Genomic DNA, 22,842 nt, shown 5'->3' with positions numbered 1-22,842 from the left:
CCGAGGAACTCCGTGTCCACTAACCCCGCCTCCCCTTCGACGAACGACGACGCCTCCGAGACGACTGCCGTCGGCAAGGGGCGCGCGACGCCGACCCGCGCGGAGCAGGAGGCAGCACGTCGCCGCCCCCTGGTCGCCAACACCAAAGAGGCGAAGGCGGCTGCCAAAGCCGAGCTCAACGAGCGTCGCGCTCGCGCCCAGGCCGGCATGGCCGCCGGCGAGGAGAAGTACCTCCCGGTCCGCGACAAGGGCCCGCAGCGCCGCTGGGTGCGCGACTACGTGGACGCGGGGTGGCACCCGGCCGAGTTCGTGATGGGCGTCATGGTGCTGGTCATCCTCGCCTCGCTCCTGCCGACGAACATGATGATCTCGTTCTACGCCTACATCGTCATGATGGGGTATCTCGTGATCGCGATCGGCGGCATGGTGCTGCTCGGGATGCGGGTCAAGCGGAAGGCCGCAGCGAAGTTCGGCAAGGAGCGCCTCGAGCGCGGCCTCGGCTGGTACGCCGCGATGCGCGCGCTGCAGATGCGCTTCATGCGACTGCCGAAGCCGCAGGTCAAGCGCGGCCAGTACCCCGACTGACCAGCCCCCTGTTGATCTCGCGGCCCCAGAACGGACCGCGGTACAGGAATCCCGTGTAACCCTGAACGAGAGTGGCACCGGCCTGCAGACGCTCCTGCACATCGGCCGGGGTCTCGACTCCACCGACCGCGATCACGCAGAACTCTGCCGGTACGGCGTCACGCACGATCCGGAGCACTTCGAGCGAGCGCTTCTTCAGCGGCGCCCCCGACAGTCCGCCCGCGCCCGCGGCTTCGACCGACGCCGCGTCCGTGAGCAGTCCGTCTCGACTGATCGTGGTGTTGTGCGCGATGATTCCGGCGAGCCCCTCGGCCACGGCCAACTCCGCGATGGCGGTGATCTCGTCATCCGGAAGATCCGGAGCGATCTTGACGAGCAGCGGCGTGGACCCCGATGCTTCCTTGACCGCCCGGAGCAACGGTGCCAGCGTCTCCACTGCCTGCAGCCCGCGCAGTCCCGGGGTGTTCGGCGAGGACACGTTCACCGCGAGGTAGTCGGCCAGCGGGGCGAGGCGGGTTGCCGAGGCCACGTAGTCGGCGGTCGCATCCTCGACGTCCACGATGCGGCTCTTACCGATGTTGACGCCGATCACCGTGTCCGGTGCGCCACGGCGCAGTCGAGCGAGGCGACGGGCGACCGCATCAGCGCCGTCGTTGTTGAACCCCATCCGGTTGACGACGGCGCGGTCCGCCAACAGACGGAACAGACGCGGCTTGGGATTCCCCTCCTGCGGGATCGCCGTCACGGTACCGATCTCCACGTGGCCGAACCCGAGGGCCGCCAGTCCGCGGACGCCGACGGCGTTCTTGTCGAAACCGGCCGCGATGCCGAAGGGCGACGGGAAGCTGAGCCCGAGTGCGTCGACACGCAAGGACGGATCCGGCGCGGTCAGGGCACGGGTCGCCCAGGAGAACGGCGGCACTCCGAGGACGCGGATCACCGCCATGCCGGCGTGATGGGTGAACTCGGGATCGAAGCGCGAGAGGACAGCGCGGAAGAGCAGCGGATACATCCCTGCCAGATTACCGCTCCTCGGCCTCCTGCTTCGTGTGGTCGGCGCGGAGGTCGGTGATCGCCGCCTCGAAGTCCTCGAGCGAGTCGAACGCCTGGTAGACGCTGGCGAAGCGGAGGAAAGCGACCTCATCGAGATCACGCAGCGGACCGAGGATGGCCAGACCGATCTCGTTCGTGTCGAGCTGCGACACCCCCGTCTGGCGAACAGCCTCCTCCACGCGCTGCGCGAGGATGGCGAGATCGGCCTCGGTCACCGGCCGCCCCTGACACGCCTTGCGCACGCCGGAGATGACCTTCTCCCGGCTGAAAGGCTCCATCACGCCGGAACGCTTGATGACGTTGAGGCTCGCCGTCTCGGTGGTCGTGAAACGGCCCCCGCACTCTGGGCACTGACGACGCCGCCTGATCGAGAGCCCGTCGTCACTCGTGCGGGAGTCGATGACGCGGGAGTCGGGATGACGGCAGAAGGGGCAGTGCATCTGACCGATCCTACGCGGTGAAGCGCGCCTCGATCGCCTCACCGTGCGCCGGCAGCGCCTCGGACTCGGCGAGAGCGACGACCCCCGCTCGGACAGCGGCCAGTGCGGCCCTGTCGTAGGAGATCACCTGCTGAGGACGCAGGAACGTGTACGCGCCGAGTCCCGGTGCATACCGCGCCTGACCGCCGGTCGGGAGCACGTGGTTGCTCCCCGCCATGTAGTCCCCCAGGCTCACCGGCGTCTGGTCTCCGACGAAGACCGCTCCGGCGCTCGTGAAGGCCGACGCGGCGCTCTCGGCATCGGCGAGGTGGAGTTCGAGGTGCTCGGGCGCGTAGGCGTTGCTGAACGCGGTCGCCATGGCGCGATCGTCGACGAGGACGATCGCCGACTGCGGTCCTCCCAAGGACGCGGCGACACGCTCGCTGTGACGGGTGCGGACGGAGATCCGCTCGACTTCGGTGGCGACGCGTGCAGCGAGCTCGGCGGCGTCCGTGACCAGTACCGCGGATGCCTGTTCGTCGTGCTCCGCCTGGCTCACGAGGTCGGCGGCGATGAGGCGCGGATCGGCATCGGCATCGGCGACGACCAGGATCTCGGTCGCGCCGGCCTCCGAGTCCGTCCCGACGACGCCGGCGACCGCGCGCTTGGCGGAGGCGACGTAGTTGTTGCCGGGCCCGGAGACGACGTCGACGGGGTCGAGCCCGAGCGAGGCGACACCGTGCGCGAACGCGCCGATCGCCCCCGCTCCGCCCATCGCATAGACCTCGGTCACGCCCAGCAGGGCGGCCGCGGCGAGGATCGTCGGGTGGATTCGCCCTCCCTGATCCGCCTGCGGCGGCGATGCCAATGCGATCTGCTCCACACCTGCCACCTGAGCCGGCACGACGTTCATGATCACGCTGGACGGGTAGACCGCTTTCCCACCGGGGATGTACACACCCACGCGGTGGACGGGCTGCCAGCGCTGCGTGATGACGGCACCGTCGCCGATGCGGGTGACCTGCGAAGCCGGCACCTGGGCTGCGGAGGCCAGTCGCACGCGGCGGATCGCCTCCTCGAGAGCGGTACGCACTTCGGGGGCGAGGTCGGCCAGCGCCTCTTCGATGTGCGCGGCAGGAACCCGGACGGAGTGTCCGGCGACCCGGTCGAAGCGTTCCGCCTGCTCGCGGAGAGCGGCCTCACCGCGGTCGCGGACGTCGTCGACGAGGCGGGCGGCGGTGTCGAGCGCCTCGGCACGCGCCTGTGTGGCGCGCGGTACGGCGGCGAGCATGTCAGCGGGCGAGAGCTCGCGCCCCCGCAGATCGATCGTGCGCATTTCAGCCTTTCGTGATGTCGGAGATGTCGTGGAGGTAGCCGATCCGCCCGTCGTCATGTCGCACGACGTAGGCACCTCCACGGTCTTCGATCACGAGCGCCCAGGCATTCGGGCCGATGCGGAACAACGCGTCGCCGCGCTCGTCGTGGACGTCACGCTCAGAGGGCGCGAGGATCCAGAACGGCTGCGCGACCGGAGTCGACTCGCGCGGATTCGTCGCATCGAGGTCCGCGTCGGCGAAACCCTCCACGATCGGAGCTTCCGTGTCGTCGGGGACGACAGCGGTCTCGTATGTCGCAGCGGTCTCGAGGAGGGACTCGATGCTCCCGGTGTCCGAGACGATCTCGGGCTCCTGCCCCCGAGAACGCCGAGAGTACGTGGGCACGTACTCCTCGTCATCCGTGCCGTGCACGGTGCCGATGTCACCACCGGACGCGTGTGCCGTGAGGGGCACCTGCGCGGCGAGGTCGACGCGCTCGACCTCGTCCGTGGCCTGGCTCCCGGAATCCCGGCTGTCGTCTGCGACCGGAGGAGGCGCGGAAGCATCCAGGCTCACATCCGTCCGGTCGCCGTCGGTGGCGGCCTGCGGCTCGGGCTCCGTGGCGACCGGTTCGGGTCGCGGTCGCGCGATGACGGGGCGCACCGGGTTGGCATTGCGGTGGGCGAGGGTGACCAGACGTCCGTGGAAGTCCTCTTTCAGCCCCGGGATGAGTGGAGCGAACACCGTGAGCACGACCAGAGCCAGAGCGGCGACGGCCATCACCACCCCGCTCCACGGAAGCGACCAGAACCCGGTGGCGATCAGCCCGGAGATCGTGAGCCACACGTTCCCGGCCCAGACGACGGCTGCGACCGAGAAGGCTACAGAGGCGAACTGGTCGATGCCGAGCGACCCTACGCGACGGATACCGTCCGGCGAGAAGCGACGGAGCACGAGCAGGAACACGGCGACCGTGGGGAGACCCACCGGAAGGATCCACTGGATTCCGACACCCCAGAGCGAGGCGCCCCCGGCCAGCGGGAAGAACGACACGACGAAGGAGACCAGCCACACGCTGACGATGAGCAGCTCACGGAGGGTGAATCCGAGGATCCCGTACTCCGGAGTCACCTCGTCGTCGTAGAGGACACCGTCGTCATCGCTGAAGTCCGCATCTTCGACACCCGGCTCAGGGAGTTCCGTGCTCATGCGTGGTCCTTTCGTCACCGTGCTCGACGGGGGGATTCGTCGTGCTGCCGACGGCTCATGATCCTACCCGCTCACCCCAGACAGGTGGGTCCGAGAAGGGACTTGAGGTCACCGAAGAGGTCTGCCGAGACCTTCACCGGCATGGGCACCTCGAAGACCTTCGCAGTGCCGCCGCGGTGCACGCGGAGCAGCACCTCCGTGTCGCCGTTGTGCCGACGCAGGACCTCGGCGAGCTCACCCATCACCCGCTCGGTGGCACGTTGCTCCGCCAAGACCAACGACAGTGGCCCTGCGGCATCGAACGAGCCGATGTCGGGCGCGAACGCGGACTGCGCGTGCAGGTTGAGGCCGTCATCACGACGGGACACGCGCCCGCGCACGGCGAGGATCGCGTCCTGTTGCAGGGTGTGCTGGAACTCGGTGTACGTCTTGCCCATGAACATCACGGTGACCTCGCCGTTGAAGTCCTCGACCGTGATCATGCCGTACGGATTACCGCTCGCCTTGGCCACGCGGTGCTGCACACTGGTCACGAGGCCCGCCACAGTCACCTGATCGCCGTCCTGCAGGTCTTCGGAGTTGTTGAGGTCATGGATCGAGATCGACGCATGCTTCGCGAGCGGCACCTCGAGCCCGGCCAGCGGGTGATCGGAGACGTACAGGCCGAGCATCTCCCGCTCGAAGGCGAGCTTGTCCTTCTTGACCCACTCGGGGCGGGCCGGCACCTTGGCCGGAGCGGCCTCTTCCATGCCGTCGTAGAGACTGTCGAAGTCGAACCCGATCGCGCCCTGTGCCTCGTTGCGCTTGCGGTCGACGGCTGCCTCGACCGCGTCTTCGTGCACTTCCATGAGCGCTCGGCGGGTGTCGCCCATCGAGTCGAAGGCGCCGGCCTTGATCAGGGACTCCACGGTGCGCTTGTTCGAGACATGCAGCGGCACGGTGTCGAGGAAGTGGTGGAACGAGGTGAACCGCTCCCCCTTGCGCGCCTGCACGATCCCTTCGACGACGTTGCTGCCGACGTTGCGCACAGCGCCGAGGCCGAAGCGGATGTCGTCTCCGACGGCCGCGAAGAAGTTGATCGAGTCCGAGACGTCGGGCGGAAGGACTTTGATCCCCATGCGACGGCACTCGTTCAGGTACAGGGCCATCTTGTCCTTGGAGTCGCCCACGCTGGTGAGCAACGCCGCCATGTACTCGGCGGGATAGTGCGCCTTGAGGTATGCGGTCCAGTACGACACGAGTCCGTACGCCGCGGAGTGGGCCTTGTTGAAGGCGTAGTCCGAGAAGGGCAGCAGGATGTCCCACAGCGCCTTGATCGCGTCCTCGCCGAAGCCGCGCTCCTTCATCCCGCCGGCGAAGCCCTCGTACTGCTTGTCGAGCTCCGACTTCTTCTTCTTGCCCATCGCGCGACGGAGGATGTCTGCTTGTCCGAGGCTGAAGCCGGCGACGGCCTGAGCGATGGCCATGACCTGCTCCTGGTAGATGATGAGCCCGTACGACTCCTCCAGGATCTCCGCGAGCGGCGCTTCGAGCTCGGGATGGATGGGGGTGATCTCCTGCACCCCGTTCTTGCGCAGTGCGTAGTTGGTGTGCGAGTTCGCGCCCATCGGGCCCGGGCGATACAGGGCGATGAGGGCCGAGATGTCACCGAAGTTGTCCGGCTTCATCAGGCGCATCAGCGAGCGCAGCGGCGGACTGTCGAGTTGGAAGACGCCCAGGGTGTCTCCGCGCGCGAGCAGCTGATACACACCCGGGTCGTCGAGACCGAGGTGCTCGAGGTCGAGTTCTTCGCCCCGGTTCGTCCGGATGTTGTCGAGCGCATCGGAGATGATCGTGAGGTTGCGCAGCCCGAGGAAGTCCATCTTGATCAGCCCGAGCGACTCACACGACGGGTAGTCGAACTGCGTGACGATCTGGCCGTCCTGCTCGCGCCTCATGATCGGGATGATGTCGAGCAGCGGATCGGACGACATGATCACGCCGGCGGCGTGGACGCCCCACTGACGCTTCAGCCCTTCGAGACCGAGAGCACGGTCGAAGACGGTCTTGGCCTCCGGGTCGGTCTCGATCAGCGTGCGGAACTCGCTCGCTTCCTTGTACCGGGGGTGCGCCGAGTCGAACATGCCGTCCAGGGGCATGTCCTTGCCCATCACGGGCGGCGGCATCGCCTTCGTGAGGCGCTCCCCCATGCTGAAGGGGAAGCCGAGAACGCGCCCGGCGTCCTTCAGCGCCTGCTTCGACTTGATCGTGCCGTATGTGACGATCTGGGCGACGCGCTCGGATCCGTACTTCTCGGTGACGTATTCGATGACCTCGCCGCGGCGACGATCATCGAAGTCGACGTCGAAGTCGGGCATCGAGACACGGTCGGGGTTGAGGAAGCGCTCGAAGATCAGACCGTGCTCGAGCGGGTCGAGATCGGTGATCCGCATCGCGTAGGCGACCATCGACCCGGCACCCGAACCACGGCCGGGACCGACACGGATGCCGTTGTCCTTGGCCCAGTTGATGAAGTCCGCGACGACGAGGAAGTAGCCGGGGAAGCCCATCTGCAGGATGATGCCGGTCTCGTACTCGGCCTGCTTGCGCACCTTGTCGGGGATGCCACCGGGGTACCGGTAGTGCAGGCCCGCCTCGACCTCCTTGATGAGCCAGCTGTCCTCGGTCTCACCGTCGGGGACCGGGAAGCGCGGCATGTAGTTCGCCGAGGTGTCGAACTCGACCTCGCAGCGCTCGGCGATCAGGAGCGTGTTGTCGCAGGCCTCGGGGTGATCGCGGAACAGCTGCCGCATCTCGGCGGCGGTCTTGATGTAGTAGCCGTCGCCGTCGAACTTGAATCGGTTCGGATCGTCCATGGTGGAACCCGACTGCACGCACAGCAGAGCCTCGTGAGCGTCGGCCTCGTGCTGGTGCGTGTAGTGCGAGTCGTTGGTCGCGACGAGCGGGATGTTGAGGTCTTTCGCGAGGCGGAGCAGGTCGGTCATCACCCGTCGCTCGATGGAGAGACCGTGGTCCATGATCTCGGCGAAGTAGTTCTCCTTGCCGAAGATGTCCTGGAACTCTGCAGCCGCCGCGCGCGCCGCGTCGTACTGCCCCAGCCGCAGTCGCGTCTGGACCTCGCCGGAGGGGCATCCTGTAGTCGCGATGATGCCCTTGCCGTAGGTCTGGAGCAGCTCGCGGTCCATGCGGGGCTTGAAGTAGTAACCCTCCATGCTCGACCGGGAGCTGATCCGGAAGAGGTTGTGCATGCCCGCGGTGCTCTGGCTCCACATCGTCATGTGGGTGTACGCGCCCGAACCGGAGACGTCGTCGCTCTTCTGGTCGGGTGAGCCCCACTGCACGCGCGTCTTGTCGCTGCGGTGCGTGCCCGGGGTCATGTATGCCTCGAGCCCGATGATGGGCTTGATACCCGCGTTCCGCGCCGCGTTGTAGAACTCGAATGCCGCGAAAGTGTTGCCGTGATCGGTCACCGCGATAGCCGGCATCCCGTATTCGGCGGCTGCCTGGGTCATCGCATTGATCTTCGCCGCACCGTCCAGCATGGAGTACTCGCTGTGCACGTGCAGGTGGACGAAGGAGTCGGATGCCATGCCTTCGAGTCTACGGCGGAGCCCCGACACCGGAGGTCGGCGCCGGGGCTGCGTCGAGGTTCCCTCACGGCAGTGAATCGACGACGCCTAACTCCGAAAGTCATGTAGGAATTGAGACGTCAGCCTCGCTCTGTCTGTGGTCACGCTTTCTTCGACGATCTCTGTGGCGTCCCCAGGTCGAGCCTCATCAGCACCCGCGGGAACCCGTCGAGTACGGAACCCGTATCCGCGGCCTTCACGAATCCTGCACTCTCGAAGAGCGCTCGCGTGCCGACGTACGCCATCGTCAGATTCACCTTCTCGCCCCCGTTGTCTACCGGATAGCCCTCGATGGCGGGCGCGCCGCGCTCCGTCGCATATGCGACAGCACCGTCGATCAGCGCATGGGAGATGCCCTGCTTCCGGTACCCGGGGCGTACCCGGAAACACCACAGCGACCAGACGCCGAGGTCATCGATCTGCGGGATGAGCCGATTGCGGGCGAAGCTCGTCTCGCGCCGCGGATGCAGTGCCGCCCAGCCGACAGGCTCGTCGTCGAGATAGGCGATCACGCCGGGGGAGGGTCCTCGTGGCACAGCTCACGCACCCGGTCGGCGCGGGCCGGACCCTTCAGCGCAAGGTTCTCCTTGTTGCCGATGCGATAGCTCAGGCAGAAGCACACGTTCGACGTCGGCTTCTTCGGCCCGACGAGGGTTGCGACGTCGTCGAACACGGTTGCAGGACGAACCTCGATGCTCATGCGCTCAGTGTCGCGCACGACACCGACATCGGGCCGGCGCAGCGCCGACTATTCGCCGCGCAGGACGTCCAACGCGTGGCGGAAGTCTGCCGGATAGGGCGACTCGAACTGCACCCAGTCCCCCGTCGCCGGGTGCGCGAACGCGAGCTGATGTGCGTGCAGCCACTGACGTGTGAGCCCGAGCCGGGCTGACATCGTGGGGTCGGCGCCGTACAGCGGATCGCCGACGCACGGATGCCGATGAGCAGCCATGTGCACGCGGATCTGATGCGTGCGCCCCGTCTCGAGATGGATCTCGAGGAGCGAAGCGCCCGGAAAAGCTTCGAGCGTCTCGTAGTGGGTCACCGAGGGCTTCCCGTCGGGAACGACGGCGAACTTCCAGGAGTGGTTCGGATGGCGCCCGATGGGCGCGTCGATCGTTCCCGCCAGCGGATCAGGATGCCCCTGCACGACCGCGTGATAGATCTTCTCGACCGTACGGTCCTTGAACGCCTGCTTCAGCGTCGTGTACGCCTGCTCAGACTTCGCCACGACCATGAGGCCGCTCGTGCCGACGTCCAGCCGGTGCACGATCCCCTGACGCTCGGCGGCACCGCTCGTCGCGACGCGGAATCCGGCGGCCTCGAGTGCGCCGACGACGGTGGGGCCCTCCCACCCGACGGACGGATGCGCGGCCACGCCCGTGGGCTTGTCGACCACGATGATGTCGTCGTCGTCGTACACGACCCCGAGCTCGGGAACCGCGATCGGAATGACTCGCGGCGCCTCCTTCGGCGCCCATTCGACTTCGAGCCAGCCACCACCGCGCAAGCGGTCAGACTTGTCGAGCGTCACGCCGTCCAGACGGACTCCGCCGGCCGCGGCGACATCCGCAGCGAAGGTGCGGGAGAAACCCATCAGCTTCGCGAGCGCGGCATCCACCCGCGTGCCGTCCAAGCCGTCAGGAACCGGCAGAGATCGGGACTCCACGTCAGCGGCCTTCCGATGCGGGAGCCGCATCCTCCGAAGGTGCGTCATCGTCGCCCGCGTCCACCTCGTCCGCGTCCGTCTCGGTCGCCGCCTCGGCGGCGATCGCCGCAGCTTCCGCCTCTTCCTCGGTCTCGACCACCGCGTGATCGCGCTCGCGCGTGCCGTCGAAGCGCAGGCCGAAGACCACGAGCAGGGCCACCGAGATCATGCCGGTGACGATGAAGATGTCCGCGACGTTGAAGATGGCCGGCATCATCCACGGCATCGAGATCATGTCGACGACATGTCCCACCGGGAACCCGGGCTCCCGGAACAGTCGATCGGTGAGGTTGCCGAGCACGCCGCCGAGCAGGCAGCCGAGAACCACGGCCCACAGCCGGGACTTGAGCCCGAACGCCTTCCAGATGATGATCGACGCGACGACCGCGAGGGCGATCGTGAAGATCCAGGTGACCTCGGAGCCGAGCGAGAATGCCGCGCCGGGGTTGCGGACGTAGTACAGCTGAAGGAACTCACCGAGAACCGGGACCGGTACCTGCAGCGGCAGGTTCTCGATCGTGAGGTACTTCACAAACTGATCGGCGGCCAGTACGAGCGCTGCGAGGATCGCAACGATCGCACCGGCCGCCGACCGACGAAGGGGACGACGTCCTGACAAGAGGGCGCCTTACAGACCGATCGCGGAGACGGGCGTGGAGTCCGTGGACGCCGACTTCTCGTCGAGCTCGCGGAGCTGGCCTTCGATGTATCCGCGCAGCTGCGAGCGGTAGTCGCGCTCGAAGTTGCGGAGTTCGGTGATGCGAGCCTCGAGCGTGTTGCGCTCGCGCTCCAGGCGTGCCGACTCCTCGCGCTGCTTGGCCTCGGCCTCGGTGCGGATCCGGGCGACCTCGGTCTCGGCCTCGGCGATGAGCGCGTTGCGCTTCGCCTCACCCTCGGCGACGTGCTCGTCGTGCAGACGCTGTGCGAGCTCGATGATGCCGGCGGTCGCGGTCGCGGAGCCGGTCGGAGCAGGCTCTGCGGGAACCTCGGCCACGGGAGCCGGAGTCTCGGGCGCCGCAGGTGCCGCGGCCGGAGCGGCGGCCTCGGGGGCCTCGCCGGACTCGTAGGCGGCCAGCTTGGCTTTCAGCTCGACGTTCTCTTCGAGAGCCTTGCGCCACTCGATGACGATCTCGTCGAGGAAGTCGTCGACCTCATCCGGGTCGAAGCCGTCCTTGAAGCGGACGTGCTGGAACTGCTTGGTGACGACGTCATCCGGGGTAAGTGCCATGAGTGGCTCCTCTTTCGATGAGTACGAATGCCAGTATCGATGTATGGCGTGGTCGTGATGTGGCGCGAACCCGGGGCGCGCACCTGGGTGCCAGCATAGCCCCCGCGCCTCAGCGCCGCGATGTCACGACACCCAGAGAACACGAAGTCCACGTGGCGGATCCGGGCGGATCGCCGGGAGTTCAGCGGATGAACAGCCGCACGATGTTCATCAGGACCAGCACGATCAACAGGGTGAGCGTGAACCCGAAATCGAGCGACAGGGAACCGATCCGCAGTGGCGGGATGAGCCGCCGGAAGAACCGGATGGGCGGATCCGTGACCGTGTAGACAGCCTCAGCGGCGACCAGACCGAACCCCTTGGGACGCCACTCCCGATTGAAGAGGGGGATGTAGTCCAGGATGAGGCGCGCGAAGAGCACGAAGATGTAGAGCAGCAGCACCAGATGAACGATGCTCGCTGCGACGGAGACCAACTCCACGAGCTACGACTGGTCGAAGCCCGCAGACTCAGCGTCTGCGTGCGCGATGCCCCCGTGGCCCGAAACCGCGATGTTCTCCGGCGAGAGCAGGAACACCTTCGAGGTGACCCGCTCGATACGGCCGTACAGGCCGAGGGAGAGCCCGCTCGCGAAGTCGATGAGACGGCGCGCGTCGGCATCGCTCATCTGGGAGAGGTTGATGATGACCGGGACGCCCTCGCGGAAGCTCTCCGCGATCAGCTGAGCGTCGCGGTACTGCTTGGGGTGGACGGTGAGGATCTCGTTCACGGCTCCTGCAGAGGGCTGGCGGACGGCGACGGGACGACGGAGGGGCGTGACGGGAGCCGGAGCCGGCTCTTCGCGCTCGCGGTCGCGCTCGCGGTGAGCGCGCGCAGGAGCCTGCGCCTCCTCCTCGTAGACCTCTTCCTCGTCGGCGAGGCCGAGATACACCATGGTCTTCTTCAGCGGGTTACCCATCGTGTCCTCCGGTTCGAACGTTTGGGGCTGGTCTTTTCACAGGTTAACCCCGGTCGGGCCGGGGGCCGGTGATTGCGGAGCCGATCCGCAGGTGTGTCGCGCCGGCGTCGATCGCCTCCACGAAGTCGCCGGTCATCCCGGCGGAGATCCACGATGCGGAGGGCTGAACGGCGCGGACGCCCTCAGCGACGGCACGCAAGCGCGCGAATGCAGCGCCGGGTTCCTCATCCAGTGGCGCGACCGCCATGACGCCCCGCAGACGGAGCGATGGCAGCGCCAGCACGTGCTCGGCGAGTGCGACGGCGTCAGCGGGTGCCACTCCCCCGCGACCAGGATCGTCGGTCAGGTTGACCTGTACGAGCACGTCGAGGAGGCCATCGTCCTGGGCCGCGCGGTCCAGCGCGTCGGCGAATCGGCCCCGGTCGACGGAATGCACGACGTCGGCGCTGCGCCGGATGGCCGCGGCCTTGTTCGTCTGCCCCTGGCCGATGAAGTGCCAGGTCAGGTCGAGGGCTGCGAGTTCCGCCTGCTTCGCCGACAGCTCCTGTTGCCGATTCTCTCCCACGTCGCTCACACCGAGCGCGCGCAGTTCACGGACCAGAGAGGCCGGATGGAACTTCGTCACGACGATGCGAGTGATCTCCGCCGGATCCCGCCCCGCGGCGCGCGCGGCGACGGCGATGCGTTCGTCGATCGCCGTCAGCCGCGCCGCCAGGTCCGACCGCCCCTGCCCGTCGGCCGCAGTGGTCACTTCAGGAATTCGGGGATGTCGATGTCGTCGTCTGCGAAAGCCGGCTCGATGCTGGTGGTCGGCACTCGCTGCTGCACCGGCTCCGCCGGTGCCGCGTCGCTCTTCGCCTCCGGCTCCTCGTCGAGGGAGACCTCGGGGAGAGCCGTCGCCGAAGGCCGGGAGACGACCATCGGGTCCAGTCGGAGCGAAGGCTCACCGCCGTCGAATCCGGCCGCGATGACGGTCACGCGCACCTCATCGCCGAGAGTGTCGTCGATGACGGTACCGAAGATGATGTTCGCCTCGGGGTGTGCCGCTTCCTTGACGAGGTCGGCCGCGTCGTGGATCTCGAAGATGCCGAGGTTCGAACCTCCCTGGATCGAGAGCAGCACGCCGTGCGCACCCTCGATGGAGGCCTCGAGCAGCGGCGATTCGACCGCGAGCTCGGCGGCCTTGATCGCGCGATCGGCACCGCGGGCGGAGCCGATGCCCATGAGGGCGGAACCTGCGCCCTGCATGACCGACTTGACGTCGGCGAAGTCGAGGTTGATCAGACCCGGGGTCGTGATCAGGTCGGTGATGCCCTGGACACCGGCGAGGAGCACCTGGTCCGCGGTGGCGAAGGCCTCGATCATGGAGATCCCACGGTCGCTGATCTCGAGGAGACGGTCGTTCGGCACCACGATGAGGGTGTCGACCTCTTCCTTGAGTTTCGCGACGCCCGCCTCTGCCTGGCTCTGGCGACGGCGACCTTCGAACGAGAACGGCTTGGTGACGACACCGATGGTGAGCGCGCCGATGGACTTCGCGATGCGGGCCACCACGGGAGCACCACCGGTTCCGGTGCCGCCTCCCTCGCCGGCGGTCACGAAGACCATGTCCGCACCGGTCAGGGCCTGCTCGATCTCCTCGGCGTGGTCCTCCGCGGCACGGCGCCCCACCTCGGGGTCTGCTCCGGCGCCGAGACCACGCGTGAGTTCCCGACCGACGTCGAGCTTGACGTCGGCATCGCTCATGAGCAGCGCCTGGGCGTCGGTGTTGACGGCGATGAACTCGACTCCGCGGAGACCGAGATCGATCATGCGGTTGACGGCGTTGACGCCGCCACCGCCGACGCCGACGACCTTGATCACGGCGAGGTAGTTCTGGTTCTGGCTCATGGCCGGCCTCCGATTATTCGAGCCTGAAAAGGATGAACCTTAAACCTCAACTAGAGGTGTAAAGTATTTCCCGGTATTGCGTTCTCTTGATCGAAGGTAAGCGCCGCCTGGCCGCGCGCACGCAACCACTTGGGCGTGTCGCGCCATTCCCCACGAAAGAGGTCAGCCGACGACGGCGACTTCGGGCGACGTGACGTCGATCGACCGTGCCCCGGGATGGGCGCCCATCGCCGCTGAGAGGGTCAGTGCCTTGAGACCCGAGTCCTCCGCGCTCCCCCAGACCACCGTCAGCCCACTGCTCAGCGTCAGGGTCACGTCGTCCTGGGTGGTCGCCGCGACCCCCGCCAACTGTGATCGGACATCGGCGGGCAAGGACCTCACGACGAGCCCCGCGCTGCGGAACGCCGCGGAATCGACCCCGCTGTCGATCTCGATCAGAGGCTGCCCTGCGGGCTGATCGGGCGTGGTCGAAAGCGCCACCCCCGCCGCGTCCACGAGCGTGAATCCAGCGTTCGAGCGGATCACGCCGACCGGGGTGCGTTCGACGATGCGCACCGTCAGGTCATGCGGAGGCCGCGCCTCCAGCGCATACGTCTCGATGAGAGGGAACGCCAGCAGCGCGGCCTTCACCTCACTGGAATCGACCAGAGCCAGCGGCGTGCCGAGCTGATCGCTGAGCGCCGCCTCGACCGCGGAGGGATCGAGGCTGGTCGCCCCGACGACCGTGATCTTCTCGACGGCGAACAGCGGGCTATACGCGGCCGCGATGCTCCCTCCGATCACGACGACCACGGCGGCGAGGCTGCTCCACCAGATGATCCGTCGTCGCCGAGAGCGTTGGGTGAACCGGCGGATCTCTGCGCGGAGAGCCTTGCGCCGCGCGCGCGCCGCGCGCCAGACATCCCTCGTCGAGGTCGGTTCCGGCGCATCGAGCGTCGCGTCCTCCGCCGGTGCGCGCTCCTCGGCGACAGCGGGCCTCTCCTCCGCCGCGGCAGCGGACTTCTCCTCCACCGCGGCGCCGGGCCGACTCGGACGGCGCGTCGCCTGCGTCGCGGCGCCCTTCTCCCCCGAACTCTCCGGGGTGGACGGAAGCGGTGCGGGCCGACGCATCGGCTAGGCCTCGTCGGTCCGGCGGAGGGACTCCAAGACCTGCGGGATGATCTGATACACGTTGCCGCAGCCGAGGGTCACGACGAAATCTCCGTCGCGCGCCACGGTAGCCGTGTAGTCGGCAGCCTGTTGCCAATCCGCCACGAAGTGCACGTGCGACGGGTCGCGGAACGCGTTGCTCACCAGCTCGCCGGTGACTCCGGGGACCGGATCCTCACGAGCCCCGTAGACGTCCAGCATCACCGTGTGGTCGGCGAACTCCTCGAGAACATCGGCGAACTCCTGGTACATGTGCTGCGTGCGGGAGTAGGTGTGCGGTTGCTGGATCGCGATGACCCGCCCCGTGCCCGCGATGCTGCGCATCGCCTCCAGTGCCGCCCTGACCTCGGTCGGATGGTGCGAGTAGTCGTCGTACACGGTCACGCCGCGCGCGACCCCGTGCTGTTCGAGGCGGCGAACCGTTCCCGCGAAACCTTCGACGGCGCGGACCGCGTCGACGAGCGGATACCCGAGGGCGCGCAGCACCGTGACGACGCCGGCCGCGTTGATGGCGTTGTGCACACCGGGGACGGCGAGCTGCATCCGCACCTGCTCGCCACCGTGGGTGATGGTCGCTGCGACGCCTCCGTCGGTCACGAAGTCGGTGACGCGCACATCCGCATCGGCCGCTTGACCGAACGTGAGCACGTTCGGGTGGGTGATCCCGGCGCCGACTCGGAGCGCCCCGGCATCGTCGCTAGAGATCACGACGGCCTCCGAGGCGGCATCCGCGAACCGGACGAACGCGTCATGGAAGGCCTCGTCCGAACCGTAGTGGTCCAGGTGATCCGGATCCACATTCGTGATGAGAGCGACCGCGGTGTCGTAGAGCAGGAAGGTGCCGTCCGATTCGTCTGCTTCGACGACGAACAGGTCGCCCGATCCGGTGGCGCTCGACGTTCCGAGCTGCTCGATCACACCGCCGTTGACGAAATGGGGATCGGCCCCGAGCTCCCGCAGTGCGGTGACGATCATGCCCGTCGAGGTTGTCTTACCGTGCGCGCCGGCGACCGACACCAGGCGACGGGACCCGATCAGCCAGTGCAGCGCCTGGGAACGGTGGATCACGTGCAGGCCACGCGCCTTCGCGGTGACGAACTCGGGGTTCTCGGGCCAGATCGCGCCGGTGTGCACGACCGTGTCGGCGTCGCCCAGGTACGCGGCATCGTGACCGACATGGACTGTGGCTCCCGCCGCGGCCAACGCCCGCAGGTTGTCGCTGTCGGCGCGGTCACTTCCGGAGACGCGGATGCCCGCGTCGAGGAACATCTTCGCGAGCCCGCTCATGCCGGAACCGCCGATGCCGATGAAGTGCGCGGAGGTGATCGTCTCGGGAAGTGGGAGGGAGAGGTCGGGTCTGATCATGTCCGGTTCAGTCTACTTTTCGTTCGGTGGTGTCGACCGCGTCAGGCCGCATGCAGCGCGCGGTCGATCAGGGTGATCACGTTCTCCGTGCCGTTGCGCGTTCCTGCCGTCGCGGCGGCGGCCGCCATCCGGCCGATCCGCGCCTGATCCCCCAAGAGGGGCACGACGATCCGGCGTACTGCGTCGCCGTCGAAGGTGGCGTCGTCCAAGAGCTCGGCAGCACCGGCCGCCACTGCAGAGGCCGCGTTCAGTCGCTGCTCACCGTTGCCCACCGAATAGGGCACGTAGAGCGCGGGGATCCCCAGCGCGCTGATCTCGCTCACCGTCGCCGAGCCGGACCGCGACACGATCAGGTCTGCGAGCGCGAAGGCCAGGTCCATGCGATCCACGTACCGACGCAACGCGTAGCCGTCGACTCCGGGGTCCGCCAGATCGCTGCGTTCGCCGGTCACATGCAGCAGCTGCCAGCCCGCTGCGAGGATGTCCTGCCAGGAATCCGCCAGAGCCTCGTTGAGGCGCTGTGCACCGAGCGAACCACCGAAGACGAGCAGCACGGGACGCTGGGCGTCGAGCCCGAAGTGCTCCGCGGCCTCCGAGCGAGCGGCCGAACGATCGAGCGCGATCACCTCGCGGCGCAGGGGCATCCCGACCACTTCGCTGCCACGGAGAGGCGTGCCCTCGAACGCGACGCCCACGGCCGCCGCGCGGCGGGCACCGAGCACGTTGGCCAGTCCGGGCTTGGCATTGGCCTCGTGCACCACGAACGGAACACCCTCGCGACGAGCGGCGACGTACGCCGGCGCCGACGCATACCCGCCGAACCCGACGACGACGTCGATGTCGTGCCGACGGATGTGCTCGCGCACTTGGGCGATCGCCCGACGGAACCTCCCGGGGAAGGCGGCCGCCTGGCGGTTCGGTCGGCGCGGGAACGGAACCTTGTCCACGATCAGTAGTTCATAACCTCGCTCGGGCACGAGTCGCGATTCGAGCCCCTCCGCCGTGCCGAGCACGAGGACCGAGTCGTCGGGGACGCGCTCACGGAGCGCATCGGCGACGGCGAGCAGGGGATTCACATGGCCGGCGGTGCCACCGCCGGCGAGGAGATACGAGGTCACCTGGCGACCCTACCCCGCTCCGCTGACTGCTTCTCGGTCACGGGGATCGTGCGTGCGAACGCGAGCAGCACGCCGCAGGCGATCAGCACGGCGAGCAGTGCTGTGCCTCCCTGCGACATGAACGGGAGAGGGACGCCCATCACGGGGAAGATACCGATGACGACGCCGATGTTCAGGACGGCCTGACCGACGATCCACACCGTGATTCCCCCGGCCGCGACGCGGATGAAGGCATCCGGCGTCTTCCGGATGATGTGGAACGCACCGACCGTGAAGAACGTGAACAGGGCCAGGACGACGATGCAGCCGATCAGCCCGAGCTCTTCTCCGACGATGGCGAAGATGAAGTCGTTGCCCGCTGCAGGCAGCCATCCGTACTTCTCCTGGGAGTTGCCGAGCCCGAGTCCGAAGATCCCCCCGGATGCCATGCCCCAGATGCCGTGGATCGACTGATAGCAGTCGCCCTCGTACAGCGCCATGTCGTCGCACGTGGCGACGATGCGGCGCATGCGGTCCTGGCTGGACAGCGCGTAGGCGAGCACCGCGATGACGCCGAGAATCACGGGCAGGATGAACAACCGGAGCTTGACCCCGGAGAAGAACAGACACCCCAGGAGGATGAGGACCAGCACCATCGCGGTGCCGAGGTCCTTTCCGGCGAGCACGGTACCGATCGCGAGCGCACCGACCGGGATCACGGGAATGAAGACGTGATGCCAGGTGCCGAGCATCGCCTGTTTGCGCAGCAGCACCGCCGCGATCCAGAGGGCCAGGGCGAGCTTGAGGAACTCGGAGGGCTGCAGCGTGAACCCGGCGATCTGGATCCAGTTCCGGTTTCCGCCATCCTCGATACCCAGCGGCGTGAACACGAGCAGTTGCAGAGCGACCGCGCCGAACAGTGCGGGCCACGCCATCTTCTTCAGGAACGCGACCGGCATCCGACTGACGAGGAACATCAGCGGCACCCCCAGAAGGGCGAACACCCCCTGACGCAGCACACCGCCCATCGGGTCCTTGCCGCTCGCGACCGCGGAGGCACTCGTGGCGGACAGCACCATGACCAGACCGAACAGCGTCAGCAGCAGGGCGGTCGATGCGATGAGGAGGAACTCCGTCGACACCGGAGTGAACCGACGCCCGAGGGAGACTCGGGCTGCGAGCCCTCCGGACTCAGAGCGCGGAGGGCGGGACACCTGTGTCATCGGCGCTCCCCCGGTCGATCCAGTCCTGCACCGCCTCGGCGAAGCGATGCCCGCGATCCGCATAGCCGGAGAACTGATCGAAAGACGCCGCAGCCGGGGCCAGCAGGACTGTGCCCTCGCCGTCGACGATCCCCGACGCGATCTCCACGACACGGTTCATGACCTGACCAGTCTCGCCAGCATCCACCTCGAACACCGGCACCGTCGGCGCGTGTCGCCGGAATGCCGCGACGACGGAGGCACGTTCGACGCCGATCACGACGGCCGCACGAGCCGTGGTACCGACCTCGGCGACGAGCTCGGCGATGTCCACGCCCTTGAGGTCGCCCCCGACGATCCACACGGCCCCCGGGTAAGCACGCAGCGACGACGCTGCCGCGTGCGGATTCGTCGCCTTGGAATCGTCGACCCAGGTGATCCCCCGGTGTCGCGCGACCACCTGGATACGGTGGGCGTCGAGGCGGAAGGACTGGAGCGCTGCGTGGATCGCCTCCGGCTCCACACCGAGGGAGCGCGCCAACGCACTCGCTGCGAGGATGTTCTGCACGATGTGCGGAGCCGCGAGGCCCGCCTCATCGAGAGCGGCGACGGTCGTGAGCTCGAGGGCGCTGCGTGCACGGTCGTCCAGGAAGGCCCTGTCGACCAGGAGCCCCTCCACGATGCCGAGGTCGCTCGGACCTGGGATCCCGAGATCGAAGCCGATGGCGCGGGCCCCCTCGACGACCTCCGCCTCCTCCACCATGTGGCGGGTGGCCTCATCCGCCTTGTTGTAGACGCAGGCGACACGGGTGTTCCGATAGACCACGGCCTTCGCATCGCGGTACGCCTGTGCACTGCCGTGCCAGACCAGGTGATCGTCGGCGAGGTTGAGGCAGACGGCGGAGTACGGGAACAGCTCACCCTCGGGGCGGGACTGTCCGAGGTACCAGAGCTGATGGCTCGAGAGCTCGACCACCAGCACGTCGAAGCCCGCCGGGTCGCGCACGGCATCGAGCACCGGCACGCCGATGTTGCCGCACGGTGCCGCGCGCAGGCCCCCCGCCACGAGGAGTGTTGCGGTCAGCTGAGTCGTGGTCGTCTTGCCGTTCGTCCCGGTGATCAGCACCCAGTCGGCCGGCGAACCGTCGGCACGGACGACCTTGTCGCGGACGCGCCACGCGAGCTCCACGTCGCCCCAGATCGCCACGCCCGACTCCTGTGCCCACCGGATGAGCGGGTGCGAGGGCGGGAACCCCGGCGAAGCGATGACGACCTCCGGCGCGAAATCCACCAGCACGGCGGGGACTTCGGCGAGTGATCCGAGCTCGAGGCGTGCACCGATCACCGGAAGCAGCCGCTCGTATTCCTCCTCCGCGGATTCGCTGAGCACCAGCACGTCCGCGCCGAGTTCGGTGAGCGTATCGGCCACGGAGAAGCCGGTCATGGACAGCCCGAGAACCGCGACCCGGAGACCCCGCCAGTCGGCGTTCCAACTGGTGAGTCCGGCGAGGCGCTCAGTCGACACGGGTGAGCCATTCGACGTAGAACAGGCCGACGGCCGACACGGCGAGCAGACCGGCGATGATCCACATGCGGACGACGATCGTGACCTCGGACCAGCCGCGCATCTCCAGGTGGTGATGGAACGGGCTCATCAGGAAGAGGCGCTTGCCTCGGGTGAGCTTGAAGTAGCCCCGCTGCAGGATGACCGAACCGGAAGACAGCACGAACACCCCGGCGATCACGAGGAGGAGGAGTTCGGTGCGGGTGAGGATCGCCATGGCGGTGATCACGCCACCGATGGCCATCGAGCCGACGTCACCCATGAAGACCTTCGCCTTGGGGGCGTTCCACCAGAGGAACCCGATGAGGCTCGCCGCGACCGAAGCCGCGATGATGGCGAGGTTGAAGGGATCGCGGACCTCGTAGCATCCGCCGAGCGCATCGGGGTCTCCGCCGATGCAGGGCTGCTTGAACTGCCAGAACGCGATCACGCTGTACGCACCGACGACGATGACACCGGCACCGGCGGCGAGGCCGTCCAGCCCGTCCGTCAGGTTGACGCTGTTCGACGTGGCGACGCCGATGACCGAGATCCACACCAGATAGAGGATCCAGCCGAGCACGACACCGAAGGCGAACAGGTTGAGCCAGGTGATGTCGCGGAAGAGGGAGATCGCGGAGCTCGCAGGCGTCTGCCCCCACTTGTTGGGGAAGTTGAGGGCGACGATACCGAAGGGCACGATCACGATGAGCTGGCCGATGACCTTGCGCCAGCCCGACAGCCCGAGGCTCCGCTGGCTGCGCACCTTCATGTAGTCGTCGATGAAGCCCACGGCACCGAAGCCGACCATCAGCCAGATCACCAGGAGCGCCGAGAGGGCGGGAACCTCGCCGCTGACGAGGACGCCCGTGAAGTAGCCCACGATCGAGCCGAGGATGAAGATGACGCCGCCCATCGTGGGGGTCCCGCGCTTCGCCTCATGGCTCGGATTGTGGACCGACTCCGGGGTACGGATGACCTGTCCCCAGCCCCACTTCCGGAAGAGCCGGAGGAAGACGGGGGTCAGGAACAGGGTGAAGGCGAGCGAGATCGCCGCCGACATGATGAGAGACCTCACGAGAACAATTCTCCCAGACGATCGCCGAGATGCCGGAGGCCCACGGAATTGGATGACTTCACGAGCACGCGATCGCCGTCGCGGAGCTCGGTGCGGAGGTACTCGTACGCCGCGTCCTGGTCGGGAAGGTGCACGGCCTCACTGTCCCAGGAGCCTTCGCCGACGGCGGCGAGATAGAGCCGCCTGGCCTCCGGTCCGACGACGACGATTCGCTGGATGTTCAGACGCACGGCGAGCAGACCGATCCGATCGTGCTCCTCCCCCGCGCTCTCGCCGAGTTCACTCATGGCCCCGAGCACGGCGACCGTCCGCTCGTCGGGACCGGTGATCTGGGCGAGGGTGCGCAGCGCCGCAGCCATCGAGTCCGGGCTGGCGTTGTAGGCGTCGTTGATGATGCGGACGCGATCGCTGCCGAGCGGTTGCATACGCCATCGTTCGGCGATCTCCACCGTCTCCAGACGCGCGACGGCGTCTGCCGGGGCGATGCCGAGGACGAGGGCGGAGGCGATCGCCGCCAGGGCATTGGTGATGTGATGTGCACCGAGCACGCGAAGTCGCAACGGGAGCCGCTCCCCGCCGACCTCGATGACGCAGGACGTGCCCGAGGCCGATACCTCGATGTCGACCGCGCGCACGTCGGCGGCGTCACTCTGCCCGAAGCCGATGACGTCCAGGCCGCGCGAGAGCGCGAGATCCTTCATCGCGGCCACTCGGGGATCGTCGATGTTGAGCACGGCCGTGCCGGGCACGCGGGCTGCCGAGACGAGCTCCGACTTCGCCTTGGCCGTCGCCTCGATCCCGCCGAACCCTCCGGCATGAGCCATGCCGACCATGAGGACCACGGCGAGATCCGGCTCCACCAGGCCCGCGAGGTGCGCGATGCTCCCCGGCGCGGCCGCACCGAACTCGCTCACGAGGAAACGGGTGCTCTTCGTCACGCGGAGCATGGTGACGGGAGCGCCGACCTCATTGTTGAACGACTTGACGGGAGCGACGGTCTCGCCCTCGTCCTCCAGGATGCGCGCGAGGAAGTTCTTGGTCGTCGTCTTGCCGTTCGACCCGGTGATGCCGACGATGCGGAGGCGCCCCTCGGCACGGACGCGAGCGACCACCTCGCGCGCGAGGGCGCCGAGGGCCACGACGGCGTCCGGCACGACGACCTGGCTGACGGGGACGTCGACGGTGTGCTCGACGATCGCCACGGCGGCCCCTGCTGCGACAGCCGCACCCACGAACCGGTGGCCGTCGGTCTCCGCGCCGGGCTTCGCGACGAAGACCGAGCCGGGAGTCATCGTGCGGGAGTCGGTGTCGACGATCCCGTCGACGACGGTCTCGGTCGTGTCCTCTCCGGCCACGCGCAGTTCACCGCCGACTGCGGCGGCGATCTCAGCGAGCGTCAGGGCGATCATTTCA

Annotated in this window: 20 protein-coding genes and 1 pseudogene; 1 reads left to right on the top strand and 20 read right to left on the bottom strand. The window is 67.7% G+C overall.

Going from position 1 to position 22,842, the window contains the following annotated elements; all coding sequences use genetic code 11:
- Positions 1 to 12 precede the first annotated feature (12 nt).
- A complete protein-coding gene (locus KV397_RS06370; protein ID WP_047524057.1) occupies positions 13 to 585 on the top strand; it encodes a DUF3043 domain-containing protein in 573 nt (190 codons plus the stop codon).
- Here the strand turns inward: KV397_RS06370 and KV397_RS06365 are convergent.
- The 20 genes and pseudogenes from KV397_RS06365 to KV397_RS06270 form a co-directional block, all read right to left on the bottom strand.
- Entirely contained in the window at positions 560 to 1,597 is a 1,038-nt protein-coding gene (locus tag KV397_RS06365; RefSeq protein WP_261812450.1) for a quinone-dependent dihydroorotate dehydrogenase, read from the bottom strand. The genes KV397_RS06370 and KV397_RS06365 overlap by 26 nt on opposite strands.
- Positions 1,598 to 1,607: 10 nt before the next feature.
- Entirely contained in the window at positions 1,608 to 2,078 is a 471-nt protein-coding gene (gene nrdR / locus KV397_RS06360; RefSeq protein ID WP_047524059.1) for a transcriptional regulator NrdR, read from the bottom strand.
- Between the two features lie 10 nt (positions 2,079 to 2,088).
- Positions 2,089 to 3,393: a histidinol dehydrogenase gene (gene hisD, locus KV397_RS06355; RefSeq protein WP_261812449.1), complete on the bottom strand. Its 1,305-nt coding sequence runs from the start codon at positions 3,391 to 3,393 to the stop codon at positions 2,089 to 2,091.
- 1 nt (position 3,394) lies between these two features.
- On the bottom strand, positions 3,395 to 4,582 hold the full coding sequence (locus KV397_RS06350) for a hypothetical protein (protein ID WP_261812448.1): 1,188 nt from the start codon (positions 4,580 to 4,582) through the stop codon (positions 3,395 to 3,397).
- Positions 4,583 to 4,653: 71 nt separating this feature from the next.
- Positions 4,654 to 8,172 (bottom strand): DNA polymerase III subunit alpha, encoded by a 3,519-nt coding sequence (gene dnaE / locus KV397_RS06345; protein ID WP_261812447.1) that lies wholly within the window; start codon positions 8,170 to 8,172, stop codon positions 4,654 to 4,656.
- Positions 8,173 to 8,312: 140 nt separating this feature from the next.
- Positions 8,313 to 8,911, bottom strand: a pseudogene (locus KV397_RS06340) (GNAT family N-acetyltransferase).
- 48 nt (positions 8,912 to 8,959) lie between these two features.
- Positions 8,960 to 9,880: an RluA family pseudouridine synthase gene (locus tag KV397_RS06335; protein WP_131491278.1), complete on the bottom strand. Its 921-nt coding sequence runs from the start codon at positions 9,878 to 9,880 to the stop codon at positions 8,960 to 8,962.
- Between the two features lies 1 nt (position 9,881).
- Positions 9,882 to 10,538, bottom strand: a complete 657-nt coding sequence (lspA, locus tag KV397_RS06330; RefSeq protein ID WP_081997080.1) for a signal peptidase II — start codon at positions 10,536 to 10,538, stop codon at positions 9,882 to 9,884.
- A gap of 9 nt (positions 10,539 to 10,547) precedes the next feature.
- Positions 10,548 to 11,147 carry a DivIVA domain-containing protein gene (locus tag KV397_RS06325; RefSeq protein WP_047524063.1) on the bottom strand — a complete coding sequence of 200 codons (600 nt, stop codon included), beginning with the start codon at positions 11,145 to 11,147 and terminating at the stop codon, positions 10,548 to 10,550.
- Between the two features lie 181 nt (positions 11,148 to 11,328).
- Positions 11,329 to 11,628, bottom strand: a complete 300-nt coding sequence (locus tag KV397_RS06320) for a YggT family protein (protein ID WP_047524064.1) — start codon at positions 11,626 to 11,628, stop codon at positions 11,329 to 11,331.
- A 3-nt stretch (positions 11,629 to 11,631) separates the two neighbouring features.
- Positions 11,632 to 12,105, bottom strand: a complete 474-nt coding sequence (locus KV397_RS06315) for a cell division protein SepF (protein ID WP_047524065.1) — start codon at positions 12,103 to 12,105, stop codon at positions 11,632 to 11,634.
- Between the two features lie 43 nt (positions 12,106 to 12,148).
- Positions 12,149 to 12,856: a YggS family pyridoxal phosphate-dependent enzyme gene (locus tag KV397_RS06310; RefSeq protein WP_261812446.1), complete on the bottom strand. Its 708-nt coding sequence runs from the start codon at positions 12,854 to 12,856 to the stop codon at positions 12,149 to 12,151.
- Entirely contained in the window at positions 12,853 to 13,995 is a 1,143-nt protein-coding gene (gene ftsZ, locus KV397_RS06305) for a cell division protein FtsZ (RefSeq protein ID WP_047522013.1), read from the bottom strand. The genes KV397_RS06310 and ftsZ overlap by 4 nt, the downstream gene beginning before the upstream one ends.
- A gap of 162 nt (positions 13,996 to 14,157) precedes the next feature.
- Positions 14,158 to 15,105: an FtsQ-type POTRA domain-containing protein gene (locus tag KV397_RS06300; RefSeq protein WP_153244372.1), complete on the bottom strand. Its 948-nt coding sequence runs from the start codon at positions 15,103 to 15,105 to the stop codon at positions 14,158 to 14,160.
- A gap of 3 nt (positions 15,106 to 15,108) precedes the next feature.
- A complete protein-coding gene (murC, locus tag KV397_RS06295) occupies positions 15,109 to 16,509 on the bottom strand; it encodes a UDP-N-acetylmuramate--L-alanine ligase (protein WP_153244373.1) in 1,401 nt (466 codons plus the stop codon).
- A 41-nt stretch (positions 16,510 to 16,550) separates the two neighbouring features.
- On the bottom strand, positions 16,551 to 17,627 hold the full coding sequence (locus tag KV397_RS06290) for a UDP-N-acetylglucosamine--N-acetylmuramyl-(pentapeptide) pyrophosphoryl-undecaprenol N-acetylglucosamine transferase (protein ID WP_261812445.1): 1,077 nt from the start codon (positions 17,625 to 17,627) through the stop codon (positions 16,551 to 16,553).
- Positions 17,624 to 18,829 carry a putative lipid II flippase FtsW gene (ftsW, locus tag KV397_RS06285; protein WP_047522004.1) on the bottom strand — a complete coding sequence of 402 codons (1,206 nt, stop codon included), beginning with the start codon at positions 18,827 to 18,829 and terminating at the stop codon, positions 17,624 to 17,626. The genes KV397_RS06290 and ftsW overlap by 4 nt, the downstream gene beginning before the upstream one ends.
- Positions 18,798 to 20,333: a UDP-N-acetylmuramoyl-L-alanine--D-glutamate ligase gene (gene murD / locus KV397_RS06280; RefSeq protein WP_261812444.1), complete on the bottom strand. Its 1,536-nt coding sequence runs from the start codon at positions 20,331 to 20,333 to the stop codon at positions 18,798 to 18,800. The genes ftsW and murD overlap by 32 nt, the downstream gene beginning before the upstream one ends.
- Entirely contained in the window at positions 20,323 to 21,429 is a 1,107-nt protein-coding gene (mraY, locus tag KV397_RS06275) for a phospho-N-acetylmuramoyl-pentapeptide-transferase (RefSeq protein ID WP_047522001.1), read from the bottom strand. The genes murD and mraY overlap by 11 nt, the downstream gene beginning before the upstream one ends.
- Positions 21,426 to 22,838 (bottom strand): UDP-N-acetylmuramoyl-tripeptide--D-alanyl-D-alanine ligase, encoded by a 1,413-nt coding sequence (locus KV397_RS06270; protein WP_153244376.1) that lies wholly within the window; start codon positions 22,836 to 22,838, stop codon positions 21,426 to 21,428. The genes mraY and KV397_RS06270 overlap by 4 nt, the downstream gene beginning before the upstream one ends.
- Positions 22,839 to 22,842: the final 4 nt, after the last annotated feature.

It is taken from the genome of Microbacterium aurugineum (assembly GCF_023101205.1).
GTDB classification, from domain to species: Bacteria; Actinomycetota; Actinomycetes; order Actinomycetales; family Microbacteriaceae; genus Microbacterium; species Microbacterium aurugineum.
This window is presented reverse-complemented; position numbering and strand designations above follow the sequence as displayed.